Source organism: Allobosea sp. ASV33, assembly GCF_016428755.1.
Lineage (GTDB): Bacteria > Pseudomonadota > Alphaproteobacteria > Rhizobiales > Beijerinckiaceae > Allobosea.
In genome coordinates this window covers 1-15,555 of sequence record NZ_JAELTI010000041.1, presented here as the reverse complement: position 1 = coordinate 15,555, position 15,555 = coordinate 1, and the positions used below count along the sequence as shown (strand labels likewise).

Annotated in this window: 13 protein-coding genes; 6 read left to right on the top strand and 7 right to left on the bottom strand. The window is 68.8% G+C overall.

Translation table 11 applies throughout. The features are described 5' to 3' along the window. Positions 1-114 precede the first annotated feature (114 nt). Complete coding sequence (locus JHD80_RS13865) at positions 115-837, bottom strand: AprI/Inh family metalloprotease inhibitor (protein ID WP_199088241.1); 723 nt, start codon at positions 835-837, stop codon at positions 115-117. A gap of 211 nt (positions 838-1,048) precedes the next feature. Continuing rightward, positions 1,049-3,001: an acetate--CoA ligase gene (acs, locus tag JHD80_RS13860; RefSeq protein WP_199088239.1), complete on the bottom strand. Its 1,953-nt coding sequence runs from the start codon at positions 2,999-3,001 to the stop codon at positions 1,049-1,051. 230 nt (positions 3,002-3,231) lie between these two features. Here acs and JHD80_RS13855 point away from each other — a divergent pair, with 230 nt between their 5' ends. Further along, complete coding sequence (locus JHD80_RS13855; RefSeq protein WP_199088237.1) at positions 3,232-4,362, top strand: DUF2235 domain-containing protein; 1,131 nt, start codon at positions 3,232-3,234, stop codon at positions 4,360-4,362. 5 nt (positions 4,363-4,367) lie between these two features. Here JHD80_RS13855 and JHD80_RS13850 read toward each other — a convergent pair whose 3' ends face one another. Genes JHD80_RS13850 through tsaD form a run of 4 tightly spaced genes read right to left on the bottom strand, consistent with a single transcriptional unit; the run spans position 4,368 to position 7,163 of the window. Then, on the bottom strand, positions 4,368-4,778 hold the full coding sequence (locus JHD80_RS13850) for an EVE domain-containing protein (protein WP_199088235.1): 411 nt from the start codon (positions 4,776-4,778) through the stop codon (positions 4,368-4,370). Beyond that, positions 4,778-5,119, bottom strand: a complete 342-nt coding sequence (locus JHD80_RS13845; RefSeq protein ID WP_199088226.1) for a hypothetical protein — start codon at positions 5,117-5,119, stop codon at positions 4,778-4,780. The genes JHD80_RS13850 and JHD80_RS13845 overlap by 1 nt, the downstream gene beginning before the upstream one ends. Beyond that, positions 5,116-6,111 (bottom strand): NAD(P)H-dependent glycerol-3-phosphate dehydrogenase, encoded by a 996-nt coding sequence (locus JHD80_RS13840; RefSeq protein ID WP_199088224.1) that lies wholly within the window; start codon positions 6,109-6,111, stop codon positions 5,116-5,118. Before JHD80_RS13840 ends, JHD80_RS13845 begins: the two co-directional genes overlap by 4 nt. After that, positions 6,108-7,163 carry a tRNA (adenosine(37)-N6)-threonylcarbamoyltransferase complex transferase subunit TsaD gene (gene tsaD / locus JHD80_RS13835; RefSeq protein ID WP_199088222.1) on the bottom strand — a complete coding sequence of 352 codons (1,056 nt, stop codon included), beginning with the start codon at positions 7,161-7,163 and terminating at the stop codon, positions 6,108-6,110. Before tsaD ends, JHD80_RS13840 begins: the two co-directional genes overlap by 4 nt. A gap of 269 nt (positions 7,164-7,432) precedes the next feature. On the opposite strand from tsaD, the gene JHD80_RS13830 reads away from it, so the two are divergent. From JHD80_RS13830 to rpoH, 4 genes are all read left to right on the top strand, one after another. After that, entirely contained in the window at positions 7,433-9,286 is a 1,854-nt protein-coding gene (locus JHD80_RS13830) for a uroporphyrinogen-III synthase (protein WP_199088216.1), read from the top strand. 18 nt (positions 9,287-9,304) lie between these two features. Continuing rightward, positions 9,305-11,005: a heme biosynthesis protein HemY gene (locus JHD80_RS13825; RefSeq protein ID WP_199088208.1), complete on the top strand. Its 1,701-nt coding sequence runs from the start codon at positions 9,305-9,307 to the stop codon at positions 11,003-11,005. Positions 11,006-11,189: 184 nt separating this feature from the next. After that, on the top strand, positions 11,190-12,218 hold the full coding sequence (locus JHD80_RS13820) for an RluA family pseudouridine synthase (RefSeq protein WP_199088206.1): 1,029 nt from the start codon (positions 11,190-11,192) through the stop codon (positions 12,216-12,218). A 218-nt stretch (positions 12,219-12,436) separates the two neighbouring features. Further along, positions 12,437-13,333 (top strand): RNA polymerase sigma factor RpoH, encoded by an 897-nt coding sequence (gene rpoH, locus JHD80_RS13815; protein ID WP_199088205.1) that lies wholly within the window; start codon positions 12,437-12,439, stop codon positions 13,331-13,333. 194 nt (positions 13,334-13,527) lie between these two features. Here rpoH and JHD80_RS13810 read toward each other — a convergent pair whose 3' ends face one another. Continuing rightward, complete coding sequence (locus JHD80_RS13810) at positions 13,528-14,568, bottom strand: DUF2125 domain-containing protein (RefSeq protein WP_199088203.1); 1,041 nt, start codon at positions 14,566-14,568, stop codon at positions 13,528-13,530. Between the two features lie 169 nt (positions 14,569-14,737). Between JHD80_RS13810 and JHD80_RS13805 the strand changes: the two genes are divergently transcribed. After that, positions 14,738-15,307, top strand: coding sequence for a gamma-glutamylcyclotransferase (locus JHD80_RS13805; RefSeq protein WP_199088201.1), 570 nt, complete (start codon positions 14,738-14,740; stop codon positions 15,305-15,307). The last annotated feature ends 248 nt before the right edge of the window (positions 15,308-15,555 follow it).

The window sequence follows — 15,555 nt, the reverse complement described above, 5'->3', positions numbered from 1 at the left end:
AACCACCGTCATGCTCGCCCTTGTGGCGAGCATCCACGCCTTGAACACAGGCCTTCATCGACGAAGACGTGAATGGCCGGGACGAGCCCGGCCATGACGCAGCTGGCTTAGCCTCTACCGGTTCAGCGACAGCGAGGCGCCGGATTTGGTGACCGCGCCGTCGAGCGCGCCGGAGCCGGAGCTGCGCAGCCGGGCCGCGACCGTGCCGCCCTGCTGGTAGAGATAGACCTCGCCATCCCGGAAATCCCAGGCCGAAATCTTCTGCAGATCCTTGTTGGCGCAGCCGGACGAGGAGGCGCGGTAGAGATCGAGCGTCGGGCTGCTCGACAATTGCACCCGGCAGGTTCCCCCGGTCGCCTCGCGAGCCGTCCAGCCGCCGACCATGCCGTCCCGGCTGGCCGAGGGGCGCGGCGCTGCCGCGGGTGCCGGGCCGAGGCCCGCGACCTGATTGTTGCTGCCGCGCAGGCCTGGGTCCTGCCCCGGCTGGCCGGCCGGGGGCAGGCCCTGCGGCTGGCCTTGCGGTGCGGCCCCGGCATTGGGATCGAAGAACGGGTCCTGGGGCGGGGGCAGGGCGCCGCCCTGCGGGGCACCCGCGACAGGATAGCCCCCGGCCTGGGGCGGCGCAGCGGGATAGCCGCCCGGCGGCGGCAGAGGCTCCGAGGTGATCGGGGCCGAGCTGATCGGCGGCGCGGAGGGCAGGGGCTGGCTGTAGGAGGGCTGGTTCATCACCGGCCCGTCGAAGCGCTGCGAGCCGGCGCAGGCCGTCAGCGCCAGCAGAGGCAGCAGGGCGGCGGCGCGTGCCAGGGTGGCGGTCGATGCGGTCTTGATCGTCGTCATCAGGCGCGGGTTCCGATCTCGGTCAGCCGAACGTTACGTCATTATCAGGACATGCGATGAACGCGGCATGAGCATGGTCTAGCGCAGGCCTGCGGCGTTGCGAACCCTCGATATCGGCTCCGGTTCCCATCTGCTGGCGCCCGATCCCATGAAAATGGCCTGCGCGCAGATGCGGGCAGGCCGTTTTCGATGTCCCTCCGAAACGGGCGTGTCAGCCCGCCTTGCGCTTGTTCTGGCGGTTGGCGACGAGGTCGTCGACGACGGCGGGATCGGCCAGCGTCGAGGTGTCGCCGAGCGCGCCGAACTCGTCCTCGGCGATCTTGCGCAGGATGCGGCGCATGATCTTGCCGGAGCGGGTCTTGGGCAGGCCGGGCGCGAACTGGATCAGGTCCGGCGAGGCGATCGGGCCGATCTCGTTGCGGACATAGGCGACGAGCTCCTTGCGCAGCGTGTCGCTCGGCTCCTCGCCGCTCATCAGCGTGACATAGGCATAGATGCCCTGGCCCTTGATGTCGTGCGGGTAGCCGACGACAGCTGCCTCCGAGACGGAAGGGTGCGCGACCAGCGCCGATTCGACCTCGGCCGTGCCCATGCGGTGGCCGGAGACGTTGATGACGTCGTCGACGCGGCCGGTGATCCAGTAATAGCCGTCGGCATCGCGCCGGCAGCCGTCGCCGGTGAAGTACTTGTTCGGATAGGTCGCGAAATAGGTTTCCTCGAAGCGCTTGTGGTCGCCGTAGACCGTGCGCATCTGGCCGGGCCAGCTCTCGGCGATGACGAGGTTGCCCTCGCAGGCGCCTTCCAGGACCTTGCCCTCGGCATCGACGATCTCGGGCTTGACGCCGAAGAAGGGGCGCGTCGCGGAGCCCGGCTTGAGCTGGGTCGCGCCGGGCAGCGGCGTGATCAGGATGCCGCCGGTCTCGGTCTGCCACCAAGTGTCCACGATCGGGCAGCGGCGCTCGCCGACGACGCGGTGATACCACTCCCAGGCTTCCGGATTGATCGGCTCGCCGACCGAGCCGAGCAGGCGCAGCGACTTGCGCTTGGTCTTCTTCACCGGCTCCTCGCCGGCGCCCATCAGCGAGCGGATCGCGGTCGGCGCGGTGTAGAAGGTGTTGACCTTGTGCTTGTCGATGACCTCCCAGAAGCGCGAGATCGTCGGATAGGTCGGGATGCCCTCGAACATCAGCGTGGTCGCGCCGTTGGCGAGCGGCCCGTAGAGGATGTAGCTGTGGCCGGTCACCCAGCCCACGTCGGCGGTGCACCAGTAGATGTCGCCGTCATGGTAGTCGAAGACGTACTGGTGGGTGATCGCGGTGTAGACGAGATAGCCGGCGGTGGTGTGCAGCACGCCCTTCGGCTTGCCGGTCGAGCCCGAGGTGTAGAGCAGGAAGAGCGGATCCTCCGCCTTCATCTCGGCGGGGGGGCAATGGCCGGAGACCTTGGCGGCCTCGTCATGGTACCAGCGGTCGCGGCCTTCCTTCATGGTGACGTTGCCGCCGGTGCGCTTGACGACGATGACGGTGCCGATGCCGCCCTTCACCTTGTCGTCGGCGCTGTCGACGTTCTTCTTGAGCGGCACGGCGCGGCCACCGCGCAGGCCTTCATCAGCAGTGATGACGATCTTCGAATCGGAATCCTCGATCCGGCTCGCCAGCGAATCCGGCGAGAACCCGCCGAACACCACCGAATGCACCGCGCCGATGCGGGCGCAGGCCAGCATCGCATAGGCGGCTTCCGGGATCATCGGCAGGTAGATGGTGACGCGGTCGCCCTTCTTGACGCCGTTGGCCTTGAGGACGTTCGCGAACTTGCAGACCTCGGTATAGAGCTGGCCGTAGGTGATCTTCTTCGACTCGGAGGGGTCGTCGCCTTCCCAGATGATCGCCGTCTGCTTGGCGCGGGTGGCGAGATGCCGGTCGATGCAGTTATGGGCGACGTTGGTCGTGCCGTCCTCGAACCATTTGATCGAGACCTTGCCCGGCTTGTAGCTGGCGTTCCTGACCTTGGTGTAGGGCTTGAACCAGTCGATGCGCTGCCCGTGCTCGCCCCAGAACTTGTCGGGATCCTTGATCGAGGCCGCGTACATTTTCTTGTACTTGGCGTCGGTCGCCCAGGCTTTCTTCGCCCAGGAGGTCGGGACGTCGTAGATGATCTCGGACATTCGGGCGTCTCCCCAGACTTGGGCCGTCTGTGTTGCGCTGGTCCGCCTGAAGGGTAGGCGCGGCGGACGTCGCTTCTTCGATTTCGACGCATCATAGGTTGCGCGCGCGGCGCGGCAACCCATTGTGCATCGCACTTTCGTGGCAGGGGCCGGCGCTCGGGGCATGGCGCAGCGCCAAAACATCCCCGGATCGCCTCATCCAATGGTAGGATAGGCCCCTGGGAGGCGTCATGGCGCGCAATATCGGCATCTTCTCGGATGGGACGGGACAGGCCGGCGGCGCCAACCCGATCAACTGGACGAATGTCTATCGCCTGTTCATGGCGACGCGCGAGGCCGACCCCGCCGGGCAAATCTGCTTCTATGATCCCGGCCTCGGCTCGAATCCGGACGAGGGCGAGATTCGCGGGCCGTTCCGGCGGATCAAGGATCTGCTGGCGCAGGCGACCGGCTACGGCATCACCGACAACATCATCGATTGCTATGCGGCGCTGCTCTGCGCCTACAGGCCGGGCGACCGGGTCTTCCTGTTCGGCTTCAGCCGCGGAGCCTACACCGTCCGCAGCCTCGGCGGGGTGCTGGCGCTCTGCGGTGTTCCAGGCGGCTTCGCGGCGGTGACGCGCTGGGACGGGTTCAGCGAGGCGATTAAGGCGGAGGAGGTGCGGGCCCTCGCCACGAGCGCCGTCAAGGACGTCTACATGATCGAGGATGCCGCCGCGCGGGCCGAAGCCGCGGCGGCATTCCGTCAGCGCCATGGCACGCAGCCGGCGCCGCCCTTCTTCGTCGGCGTCTGGGATACGGTGAGGGCGCTTGGATTTCCGGGGATCGGCAGCCTGCCGGGCCGTCACAAGTTCCATGATGCGATCCTCAACCGGCAGGTCGCCCATGGCCGCCAGGTGCTGGCGATCGACGAGAACCGACAGGTCTTCGCGCCCGAGCTATGGGACGAGAGCGCAGCACCGCCGGGGCAGATCCGGCAGGTCTGGTTCGCCGGTGTGCATACCGATATCGGCGGCGGCTATGGCCTGCAGATGGGGCTTTCCGACCTGTCGCTCGGCTGGATGATCGCTGAGGCGCAAGCCATCGCGCATCCCCTCGTCGTCGAGCCCAAGCTGATTGCAGAATTGCGGCCGGATGCGCTCGGCCGCCAGCATGACGAGCGCAAGACCTCCTGGCTGCCCTGGAGCGAGGGCACGCGAGAGGATTTCGTGCTGAACGTCTTTCAGCCGCAGCCGGCGCGGATGGCCGTCTCCGTTGAACCGCGGCTGCAGGCCGCGGCCGTGCCGATACTCGACGCGATGTTGCCCTATCGGCCGCGCGCTCTGGCGGGCTATCCGCCCTTCGCCGACTACTATCGGTGAGCGCTCTAAAGCCCGCCCATCTTGCAGACGATGTCCCATTCCTCATCCGTCACCGGCTGGACCGAGAGGCGGAAGGAGGTGACGAGCGACATCTTGGCGAGCTTCGGCTCGGCCTTGACGGCAACGAGCGAAACGGGCTTCGGCAGCGGCTTCACCGCCTTGAAATCGACGAGGACCCAGGGCGGCCCGGCATCTTCCCAAGGGTAGGCTTCCCTGACGACCTCGACGATGCCGACGACCTCCAGCCCCTCGTTGGAATGGTAGAAGAAGACCTGCTCGCCCTGCTTCATCGCCATCAGGTTGAGCTTGGCGGTGTGGTTCTTCACCCCGTCCCAATGCGTACCCTTGGCGCCGGCCTTGACCTGGTCATCCCAGGACCAGACGGATGGTTCGGATTTGATCAGCCAGTGAGCCATCAGGCCTCGTCCTCCTTGAGCGGCGTCGGCGGCTGCGAGGCCGCCTCGCCCTGTTCGTTCCAGAATCGCACCATCTCGCGGGTCAGCGCGGCATAATCCTTGGGGTCGAGCTCGACGCGAACCTCGCCCTCGCCGAAAGGCAGGATCAGCACGAAGCGATGCGTGCCCTCGGCTTTGCGGCGGCGATGCTGGATCACCGGGCTCGCGATACGTCCGGCCAATGGCACCGGGCCGCTCTCGGCGACGAGCTCGGAGCCCGTCGTCTTCTTGACCTCGGCGATGCCGCGCGCGACGCGCTTCGTCAGGTCGGACCAGTCTCCCGCCATATTGTCCTCCGTCATTCCGCCCGGATCGGCCGCGCCAGCAATGCGGCAACGGCATCGCGCACGCCGACATCGCCGGCGATGATTGCAGCCACTGCCGCGGCGATCGGGGTCTCGACCGCTTTCGCACGCGCCATCTCGACGAGGGCCGGGGCGGTGAAGGCGCCTTCGGCCAGCTTGCCGCCGGCCGCTTCGGCCGGGCTCTTGCCCTGTCCGAGTGCCAGACCATAGGAGAAATTGCGCGATTGTGGCGAGGCGCAGCTCAGCACGACATCGCCGAGGCCGGAGAGGCCCATCAGCGTTTCCGCATCGGCGCCATAGGCCTCGCCGAAGCGGCGCAATTCGGCGAAGCCGCGCGCCACCAGCGCGGCGCGGGCGCTTTCGCCAAGCCCGAGCCCGACCGCGATGCCGGCTGCGATGGCGAGCACGTTCTTGGCCGCGCCGCCGATCTCGACCCCGCGGATGTCGGTGGAATGGTAGATGCGGAAGGCGGACGAGCTCAGTGCCTCGGCCAAGGCCTGCGCCAGATCGGGATTGTCGGCCGCGAGCGTCACGGCCGTCGGCAACCCACGTCCGATATCGGCGGCGAAGCTTGGGCCGGACAGGATCGCGGCGGCAACGCCCGGCCATGCCTCACCGATGATCTCGGTGGCGAAGCGGCCGCTCGCCTGTTCGATGCCCTTGGCGGCGGAGATCACCGGCACGCGCGGCGGCAGGACTTCGGCAAGGTTTTCACAGGCCGATCGCAAGGCCTGCGTCGGCACGGCGACGATCAGCGCGTCGCAATCGGCGAGGTCCGCGAGGGAGCCGGTCGCACGGATGCCTTCGGGCAGGTCGATGCCGGGAAGGCGCGGCGCCTGCCGCGTCTGTTCGATGACGTCGATGGTTTGAGCATCGCGTGCCCAGAGCCGGACGTCTCGCCCGGCGCGGGCCGCGGCGAGCGCCAGCGCGGTTCCGTAAGAGCCGGCGCCGACGACGCCGACGCTCTGATAGGCCGCGCGAGGGCTCATGCAGCGGTCGACGGTGCGGGCGAGAGTTCGTCGAGCGGCCAGCGCGGGCGGGCGATTGCGCTCATGTCGTCGATGAGGCCGAGCCTCAGCCGCTCCAGCCCGGCCCAGGCGATCATCGCGCCATTGTCGCCGCAGAGCGCGAGCGGCGGCGCGACCATCGGCAGGCCGGCCTCGGTGGCCAAACGGTTAAGCCCGCTGCGGATCGCCTGGTTGGCGGCGACACCGCCGGCGACGACGAGGGTCGTGGGCGTGATGCCGGCCTCGCGGCAGGCGCGCAGGCCGGCGCGGGTGCGGTCGACCATCACGTCGACGACGGCCGCCTGGAACGAGGCGCACAGATCGGCCACGTCATTGTCGGAGAGCGGCGCGATGCGCTCGGCGACGAGGCGCACGGCGGTCTTGAGGCCCGAGAGCGAGAAATCCGGGCTCGGCCTGCCCTGCATCGGGCGCGGGAAATCGAAGCGCTCGGGGTCGCCCTTGGCGGCTTCGCGCTCGACCGAGGGGCCGCCGGGATAGGGCAGGGCGAGCATCTTGGCGATCTTGTCGAAGGCCTCGCCGACGGCATCGTCGATCGTGCCACCGAGCTTGAGATAATCGCCGACGCCGCGCACGGCGAGCAATTGGGTATGGCCGCCGGAGACGAGCAGCAGCAAATAGGGAAAGGCGAGATCGTCGGTGAGGCGGGCGGTCAGCGCATGAGCCTCGAGATGGTTGATCGCGATGAAGGGCTTGCCGGTGGCGAGCGCGATCGCTTTGCCGGCGGTCAGGCCCACCATGACGCCGCCGACGAGGCCGGGGCCGGCCGCGGCGGCGACCGCATCGATATCGCCCGGCTTCATGTCGGCATTGGCGAAGGCGCGGGCGATGATGCGATCGATCGCCTCGACATGGGCGCGCGCCGCGATCTCAGGCACCACGCCGCCATAGGCGGCATGTGCGGCGATCTGGCTCAGCACCTCGTTCGACAGGATCTTGCTCTCGCCGGAACGCTCGACGGAGACGATCGCGGCTGCCGTTTCGTCGCAGGTCGTCTCTATCCCCAGTACACGCATGATCGGTCGACTTGTCTCGCGGAATGAGGGATCAGGATCAAGGAACGGCGTCCGGCGGTTTCGTACCGGCAATTCCTTCGTATAGTGCGCGAGGGGGTGCAAGGCCAAGAGCTGCCTTGACCATCGTGACGGCAGGAACGGGAAAAGGAGACGGCATGGGCAGGATCATTGTTCCGCCTCAATGCAGCGTGATCGGCAGCGTGATCGCGGAATGCTGCACGGTTCGCGGATCGTCCTGCGGTCGCCGCCGGTTTTGTCAGGAGCTGTGAATGCGCGTCTTCGTCTTTAGACCCCGCCCCGATGCCGAACGGACGGCGCGCGCCATCGCCGAGCACGGCTTCGAGCCGGTCGTCGCGCCGCTCTTCGAGGTCGTCCGCCTATCGGACGCCGCGCCCGAGGGCGACTTCGATGCGCTCGTGCTGACCAGCGGCAACGGCGTGCCGGCGCTGGCGGACGGGCCGGCGACGTGGCGGGACCTGCCGGTCTTCACCGTCGGCAGCCGGACGGCTGCCAGGGTACGCGAGGCCGGGCTCGACGATACCCGCAGTGCCGATGGCGACCGCAACGACCTGATCGAATTGATCAAGCGGACGCTGCCGGCGCCCGCGAAGCTCCTGATGATCGCCGGGCGCGACCGCAAGGAGGACGTGCCGGATCGCCTCCGCGAGGCCGGCTACGCAGTGACGCTCTGGACCGCCTATGCGGCCGAGCCGGTCTCTGCCCTGCCCGAAGATACGCAGGCCGCGTTGCGGCACGGCGGCGGCGGGGCGGCGCTGCATTATTCGGCGCGCGGGGCGCGAACCTTCATCGCGCTGGCGCAGGCGGCCGGCGTTGCCGACGAGGCGCTCGAACTGACCCATGTCGCGCTCTCGGCCGATGTCGCCGCGCCCCTGATCTCGGCCGGCGCCAGCACCATACTGGTCGCCGAACACCCGGAGGAAGCCGGGATGCTGGCGGCGCTGGAACAGGTCTCGGCGCGCGAGCATCTGCTGAACGCAGCCCGCCCGGAGCCGCGGGGCAGCCTGCAGCGCACGCCGCCGACCGTCGATCTCAAGGTCGTATCGTCGTCGACGGAGCCGGCAGCGGACGACACAGCCGGCAAGCCGTCGCCGGAAGCGGTGGCGCCGACCGAGGCATTGCCGAAAGAATTCGCGGCGCCCCCGGTCGAGCCGGCGCGCGCGCCCGGCGAACGTGAAGCGCCTGCCCGCACTCCCTGGCTCGCGGTTGCCGCAGCCGGGCTCGTCGGCGGCGTGATCGGCGGCGCGCTCGTGTCCTATGTTCTCCCGAAGACGGCTCCCGCAGGAAACACCGAGGCGATCGCCGAACTGCGCAGTCGGGTCGAAGCCTTGCAGGCAGGCACGGCTGCAGCCGACCGCAAAGCTGCGGCTGCGACCGAAGCGGCTGCGAAAGCGGGCTCCGAATTGCAGGCGGTGACGGCGAAGCTCGCTTCGCTCGGTAATGCGCCCGCGGCAGATACCAGCGCTTTTACGGCCCAGGCTCAGCGCGCCGAGGCGGCAGCCGCAGCTTTCGGCCAGCGGCTCGACCAGATCGCCGGGCGGCTCGGCAGCGTCGAGACACAGGCGAAGGCGGCTGCAGGTGCGAGCCCGGAGGCGATGGCGGCGGCGCGGATCGTGCTGGCCGAGCGCGTGCAGCGCGCGCTCGCCGGCGGGCGGCCCTTCGCCGGCGATATCCCGGCGCTGACCAAGAGCGGCGTGGCGCCGGCCGATCTCGCGGCCCTGGCGGCCGTCTCTTCGGGCGGGGCGCCGACACGCGAGGCCCTGCAAGCCGGCTTCCGGAAACATGGCGCGATGTTCCAGCGCGAGGTCATGCCGGCCTCCGATAGCTGGAGCGACAAGCTGCTGGCCTTGGCGAGCCGCGTCGTCACGGTCCGTCCGGTCGGCGATAGCGGCTCGACCGATCCGGCGACGCTGCCGATCCGGCTGGAAAGCGCCATCGCGGCCGGGGACATGATCAAGGCGGCAGCCCTCTGGGGCCAGTTGCCGGAGCCGGCGCGCCGTGCCAGTGCGGAATTCGGCGCGGATCTGCAGAAACGCGCCGCGGCGGATGCGGCGATCGCCAAAATCGCGCAGGATGCGGTCGCGGCGCTCGGCGTGGCCGGCTGACGGAGGGTTGAGAATTCCATGGTTCGCGTTCTCGTCTACCTCGCGGTCTTCGCCTGCCTTGCCTTCGGCGCCGTCTGGCTCGCCGATCGGCCGGGCGAGGTTTCCGTGCTCTGGCAGGGCTACCGCATCGAGACCAGCGTCGCGCTGGCGGCGGTCGGCGTCGTCGCGCTCGCCTTCCTCGTCCTGCTGGCCTGGGCGATCGTCCGCTTCGTCTTCGGCCTGCCATCGGCCTTCAGCCTGTCCTCGCGGGCGCGGCGCCGGGCGCGCGGCTTCGAGGCCGTGTCGCGCGGCATGGTCGCGATCGGCGCGGGCGATCCCATCGCCGCCGGGCGCTATACCGGTGAGGCGCGCCGCTTTGTGCCGGGCGAGCCGCTGACCCTGCTGCTGGAAGCGCAGACCGCGCAGTTGAGCGGTGACCGGGCACAGGCCGAGGCCGCCTTCAAGGCGATGCTGGAGAAATCCGAGACGCGGGTGCTCGGCCTGCGCGGGCTCTTCGTCGAGGCCAAGCGGCGCGGCGACGTCACCGCTGCGCGTGCCTTCGCCGATGATGCGGTGCGCCGTTCGCCTTCGCTCGCCTGGGCCAATGACGCCCTGCTCGATTTTCACACGCAGGCCGGCGACTGGGCCTCGGCCCGCACCGCCGTCGAGCGCCGGGCCGCTCTCAGGCTCGCAGACAAGGCCGAGGCGCGCCGCCAGCGCGCGGTGCTCTTGGCGGCCGAGGCTCTGCAGGCGCGCGACAACGAGCCCGAGAAAGCGCTCGCCGCCGCTCTGGAAGCGGTCAAGCTCGCGCCGGCCCTGACGCCGGCCGCCGCGCTCGCCGGGCGGATGCTCGCCGAGCGGGGCGATGTCCGCAAGGCGTCGAAGCTGCTGGAAGCGGCCTGGAAGGATGCGCCGCATCCCGATATCGCCGCCGCCTATCTCGATGCGCGGCCGGGCGACAGCGCGCTGGATCGCCTCAACCGGGCGGTCACGCTGACGAAGCTGCGCCCGTCCGACCCCGAAAGCGTTCTGGCACTGGCCGGTGCTGCGATCCAGGCGCGCGAGTTCCAGAAGGCGCGAGAGACGCTGAAGCCCTTGCTGGCAGGCGGTGCCTCGGTGCGCGCCTGCCTGCTGATGGCCGAACTGGAGGACGCCGAGCACGGCGCTGCCGGTCGCGTGCGGGAATGGCTGGCGCGGGCGACGCGGGCGCCGCGCGATGCCGCCTGGGTCGCGGACGGGCTGGTTTCCGATCACTGGATGCCGGTCTCGCCGATCACCGGCCGGCTCGACGCCTTCGTCTGGACGGTGCCGCCGGCGACGCTCGGCAGCAAGGCGCAAGCGGTCGACGACGTGCTGGCCGATCTCGACGATTCGACCAAGCTGATCGAGGTGAAGGCCGAGAGCGTCACGACGATCGAGCCTGCCGCCGTTGCGCCGCCGGTCCCTCCGCCCGCGTCTGTGGCGAAGGAAGAGCCGAAGCCGGAGCCGGTCGTGGCCGCGGCGCCGCCCGTTCCGAAAGAGGAGCCGAAGCCGGTCGTCGAACCGAAACCGGTGGAAGTGGTTGCCGAGCCTGCGAAGCCTGCCGAAGCCAAGCTGGCCGAGGCCAAGCCGGCACCTGCGCGCGAGGCAACGCCGCCCAAGCCGGTGATCTTCCCGGTCTCACATGCGCCGGATGATCCGGGCCCGGAGGAGGAACCGCCGCCGGAGCCGAAGAAGAGCGGCTTCAGGCTGTTCGGGTAAGCCGGCGCCAGCGTCATTCTCGGGCGGAGCGAAGCGCAGACCCGAGAATCTCTTTCAGGAAGAGGCGCCCGAGCCTCTGTATCATGAGATGCTCGGGTCAAGCCCGAGCATGACAGCGGGTGAGCGAACCGGTGTACTGCGGAAAAGGCGTGCGGCCGGGGCACTTGCGCCTTATAGCGGCGCGATGACATCCATTCTCGATCCCAACGCCACCGTCACCCTGACGGTCGGCCCCGAGCAGGCCGGCCAGCGCCTGGACAAGGCGCTCGCGTTGCTTGCCGGCGAGATTTCGCGCGCGCGCCTGCAGCAGGTCATCAAGGAAGGCGGGGTCAGCCTCAACGGTGCCGTCTTCAGCGATGGCAGCCGCAAGGTGGTCGAGGGCGACACGATCGCGCTGGTCATGCCGGCGGCGAAGCCGGCCGACCCTGTCGGGCAGGATATCCCGCTCAACGTCGTCTACGAGGACGAGCACCTGATCGTCATCGACAAGCCGGCGGGACTCGTCGTCCACCCGGCCGGTGGCCATGAGGACGGCACGCTGGTCAATGCGCTGATCGCCCATTGCGGCGAGAGCCTGTCCGGCATCGGCGGGGTCCGGCGGCCCGGCATCGTGCACCGGCTCGACAAGGATACCAGCGGCCTGCTCGTCGTCGCCAAGAACGACCGGGCGCATCAGAAGCTCGCCAAGCAGTTCGCCGACCATGGCCGCACCGGGCCGCTGCAGCGCGCCTATCTCGCGATCGCCTGGGGCGTGCCGCGCCTGCGCGAAGGCACGATCGATGCGCCGATCGAGCGTTCCACCCGCAACCGCGAGAAGATGACCGTGGTGAAGGAGGGGCGCGGGCGCGAGGCGATCACGCATATCGAGTTGCTCGAGCGCTATCCGCCGCTGCTGAAGGGTCTCGACGAGACCGAGCCGCTGGCGAGCCTGATCGAATGCCGGCTGGAGACCGGGCGCACGCACCAGATCCGCGTGCATATGAGCCATATCGGCCATCCCCTGCTGGGCGACCAGCTCTACGGCTCGGGCTTCGCCACCAAGGCGGTGCGTCTGCCGGTGGATGCGCAGGCCGCGCTGGCTACGCTCGGCCGGCAGGCGCTGCATGCCGCGATCCTCGGATTTGAGCATCCGGCGACGGGCGAGGAGATGCTGTTCGAATCCGAGCCGCCCGAGGATTTTGCGAATCTGCAAGCCGCGCTCGCGCGGCTGTGAGCGAAATGGGCGGTTTTGCCACCTTTCCGCCAGAGTGAGTTCGCATATACTGGGGTTGTTCGGATGCGGATGGCCAAGGGGGCGCCGCAAGCGAGCGTTCCGACCGAACCGATGACAGGTTCCCGCGTTGGATCGTTTTGCCGGATCCGAAGCCTGCGCGAAGGTTGATCGCGCGGAGGGCCTGCCGCCAAGCGGGGGCCTCTATGAGGAGAACGAGCATGGCGAGTGCTTCGCTGCCCGTCCTGTCCGCCGAAGGCGGGCTGTCACGTTATCTCGATGAAATCCGCAAGTTCCCGATGCTGGAACCGAGCCAGGAATACATGCTGGCCAAGCGCTGGCGCGAGCATGGCGACCGCGATGCGGCGCACAAGCTCGTCACCTCGCACCTGCGCCTCGTCGCCAAGATCGCCATGGGCTATCGCGGCTACGGCCTGCCGATCGGCGAGGTCGTCTCGGAAGGCAATGTCGGCCTGATGCAGGCGGTCAAGCGTTTCGAGCCCGAGAAGGGCTTCCGCCTCGCCACCTACGCGATGTGGTGGATCAAGGCCTCGATCCAGGAGTACATCCTGCGCTCGTGGTCGCTGGTGAAGATGGGCACCACCGCGAACCAGAAGAAGCTGTTCTTCAACCTGCGCAAGGCCAAGAGCAAGATCTCGGCGCTGGGCGAGGGCGATCTGCGCCCCGATCAGGTCCAGCAGATCGCGACCAAGCTCGGCGTCAACGAGCAGGATGTGGTCGATATGAACCGCCGCCTCGGCGGCGACGCCTCGCTCAACACGCCGCTCCGTGAGGATGGCGAGGGTGAATGGCAGGACTGGCTGGTCGACGATTCGGAAAGCCAGGAGCGCCGCCTCGCCGATTCCGAGGAGGCTGATAACCGCCACTCGGCGCTGCGCGAGGCGCTGGAGGTGCTGAACCCGCGCGAGCGGCGCATCTTCGAGGCGCGCCGCCTGGCCGAGGATCCGATCACGCTGGAGCAGCTCTCCGAGGAGTTCGGCGTGTCGCGCGAGCGGGTGCGCCAGATCGAGGTCCGCGCCTTCGAGAAGGTGCAGGAAGCCGTGAAGAAGGCGATCACCCGCATCGAGGCGCCGCGCGCGGCGCTGCCCGCGGCTTGAGCCTGGTTTCCCTGTTGGAGTTTCAAAGGGGCGCCGCGAGGCGCCCCTTTTTCGTATCCGCGTCATTCTCGGGCGGCATGCAGTGTCGACCCGAGAAGCTCATGCCGAGAGAGGCGCGGGAGCTTTCATGTTCTCTGCGCCTCCGTATCCGGAGATGCTCGGGTCAAGCCCGAGCATGACGGCCTGCGAATGCCTCAGTACAGCGGCGGCAGCGGTTGGAGCGGCAAGCGGAACGGGCCGATGAAGACCCGGCCTTCGCGCAGCGAAACCGGAGGCAAGGTGGTGAGGCCGGGCGCTGCTGCGGCATTGCTGCTGCGTCCGCCCAAAATGCCGCCGAGGCCGCCCAGGAGGTTGCCGATGCGCAGGCCGCCGATCTGCTCGATACCGGCCGCCGCGAGCTGGAGATCGCCGGCGACGCGGTGCAGCGGGTCGAGAGCGAGCTGGCCGCTGCCGTCGACGCGGGCCTTGCCCTTGGTCGAGACGAGGCGGGTCAGTTCGAAGGTGCCGTTGGCGGCGCGCCAGCTTTCGAGCGCGTCGGGATTGAAGCCCTTGCGGAAGTTCTCGGCCTGGGTGAGCGTCGCCTGCAGGTCGATCTCGCCGGCCTCCGTGTTGCCGAGCAGGGCATCGATCGGCGGCAGGATCGTGCCCTTGGCGGCGATGGCGATGTCGACGGCCTGATCGGTGGCGGGGCGCGTCGGGTTGCGGCGCAAATGCGCTTCGAGGGTGGCTGCGCCCCAGGTCTCGGTGGTGAGGCCGGGCGTGGTCAGCACGCCGCGCGGTTCGCTGGCGACGAGCGCGAAGCGCTCGGGGCTGCGCCAGGCGAAGCTGGCGTCGAGATTCTTCCAGGTCAGGTCGAGCACGCGGCCTTCGGGCAGCGTGACCTTTGCCGGGCTCGAAGCCTCCAGGATCACGAGGCCGGGCGAATAGACTTGGCCGACCACGACCGCAGGGCCGGTTTCGACGCGGACCGCATCGCCCCAGCGTGTCGAGGTCAGGCTCAGCGCCGTGCAGCGCAACTCGATGCGGAAGGGGAAGCCGCCGATGCTGCGGTCGGTGCAGGTCCAGGTGCGGCCGCGTTCGACCTCGCGGGCCAATGCGGTATCGATCTCGGTCGCGATCCGGCCGCGGGCGTAGAACCAGAAGGCGGACCAGCCGGCAGCGAGGACGACCAGCAGCATGAAGGGCCCGTAAAGCCAGAAGCGGCTGCGGCGGCGCGTCGGAAGGGGATCGGTCATGCGGCAGGCGTTCCTTGCGCAGGGGCGGGCGGATCGTTAGATCGCCCGGGTTGCTTTCGCGGGCGGCCTATCTCGTTGTCGTGGCACCGGATTTGCTCGAAAGGCGGGTACCGCTTTTCGGGGCGATGCTCAAGCAAGCAGGCCGGCGCGGCCAAATTATGGGATGAGGATGACGACCGAATTCGGCGCGACGGATCTCTGGGTCTTCGGCTATGGCTCGCTGATCTGGCGGCCGGGCTTCGCCTTCGAGGAAAGCGTGCAGGCGCGCCTGCGCGGCTATCACCGCTCGCTCTGCGTGTTCTCGCATGTGCATCGCGGCACGCCGGAGCGGCCGGGGCTGGTGCTGGGGCTCGATCGCGGCGGGGTCTGCCGCGGGCTTGCCTTCCGCGTCGCGGCCTCGAGGGCGCAGGAGACGGTGGACTATCTGCGGGCGCGCGAACAGGCGACCTCGGTCTATCTCGAACGGCATGTGCCGCTGAAGCTGGAGGATGGCCGGCAGGTGCGCGGTATCGTCTATGTCGCCGACCGCACGCACCTGCAATATGCCGGCAAGCTGCCGGCGGAGCAGTTGCTCAAGCTCGTTCGGGAGGGCCGGGGCCAGTCCGGCGAAAACCCGGATTATGTGCTGCAGACCCATGAGCATCTGCGCAAGATGGGCATCTTCGACCCCGTGCTGGCGGAGTTGGCGCAGCACCTCGCGCCACGGCTTGGCGCGCCGCATCCGCCGCTGGCGGGATAGGGCTGCCAACTGCTCTCGGAATCGCTTTATCGTCCCGGGCTTGCCCCGGGATCCATCATAAAGTTCGTCGTTCCAAGATGGATCCCGGATCGGCGCTGCTGCGCAGCTTGTCCGGGATGACGCTCAGGTCCCGTCGAATATCGGCCTGGTCTCGTCAGCCTTCCGGATTGGCTTCCGGCATCAGGTCGAGCAAGGCGGCGCGGCGGCTCATCCCGTCCTCGGCGAGAAGATGGACATGGATCTCGCAG

What these genes read in the sequence shown, in the direction of transcription:
- JHD80_RS13865 (WP_199088241.1), bottom strand. Translation starts at nt 837, where the DNA reads ATGACGACGATCAAGACCGCATCGACCGCCACCCTGGCACGCGCCGCC.
- acs (WP_199088239.1), bottom strand. Translation starts at nt 3,001, where the DNA reads ATGTCCGAGATCATCTACGACGTCCCGACCTCCTGGGCGAAGAAAGCC.
- JHD80_RS13855 (WP_199088237.1), top strand. Translation starts at nt 3,232, where the DNA reads ATGGCGCGCAATATCGGCATCTTCTCGGATGGGACGGGACAGGCCGGC.
- JHD80_RS13850 (WP_199088235.1), bottom strand. Translation starts at nt 4,778, where the DNA reads ATGGCTCACTGGCTGATCAAATCCGAACCATCCGTCTGGTCCTGGGAT.
- JHD80_RS13845 (WP_199088226.1), bottom strand. Translation starts at nt 5,119, where the DNA reads ATGACGGAGGACAATATGGCGGGAGACTGGTCCGACCTGACGAAGCGC.
- JHD80_RS13840 (WP_199088224.1), bottom strand. Translation starts at nt 6,111, where the DNA reads ATGAGCCCTCGCGCGGCCTATCAGAGCGTCGGCGTCGTCGGCGCCGGC.
- tsaD (WP_199088222.1), bottom strand. Translation starts at nt 7,163, where the DNA reads ATGCGTGTACTGGGGATAGAGACGACCTGCGACGAAACGGCAGCCGCG.
- JHD80_RS13830 (WP_199088216.1), top strand. Translation starts at nt 7,433, where the DNA reads ATGCGCGTCTTCGTCTTTAGACCCCGCCCCGATGCCGAACGGACGGCG.
- JHD80_RS13825 (WP_199088208.1), top strand. Translation starts at nt 9,305, where the DNA reads ATGGTTCGCGTTCTCGTCTACCTCGCGGTCTTCGCCTGCCTTGCCTTC.
- JHD80_RS13820 (WP_199088206.1), top strand. Translation starts at nt 11,190, where the DNA reads ATGACATCCATTCTCGATCCCAACGCCACCGTCACCCTGACGGTCGGC.
- rpoH (WP_199088205.1), top strand. Translation starts at nt 12,437, where the DNA reads ATGGCGAGTGCTTCGCTGCCCGTCCTGTCCGCCGAAGGCGGGCTGTCA.
- JHD80_RS13810 (WP_199088203.1), bottom strand. Translation starts at nt 14,568, where the DNA reads ATGACCGATCCCCTTCCGACGCGCCGCCGCAGCCGCTTCTGGCTTTAC.
- JHD80_RS13805 (WP_199088201.1), top strand. Translation starts at nt 14,738, where the DNA reads ATGACGACCGAATTCGGCGCGACGGATCTCTGGGTCTTCGGCTATGGC.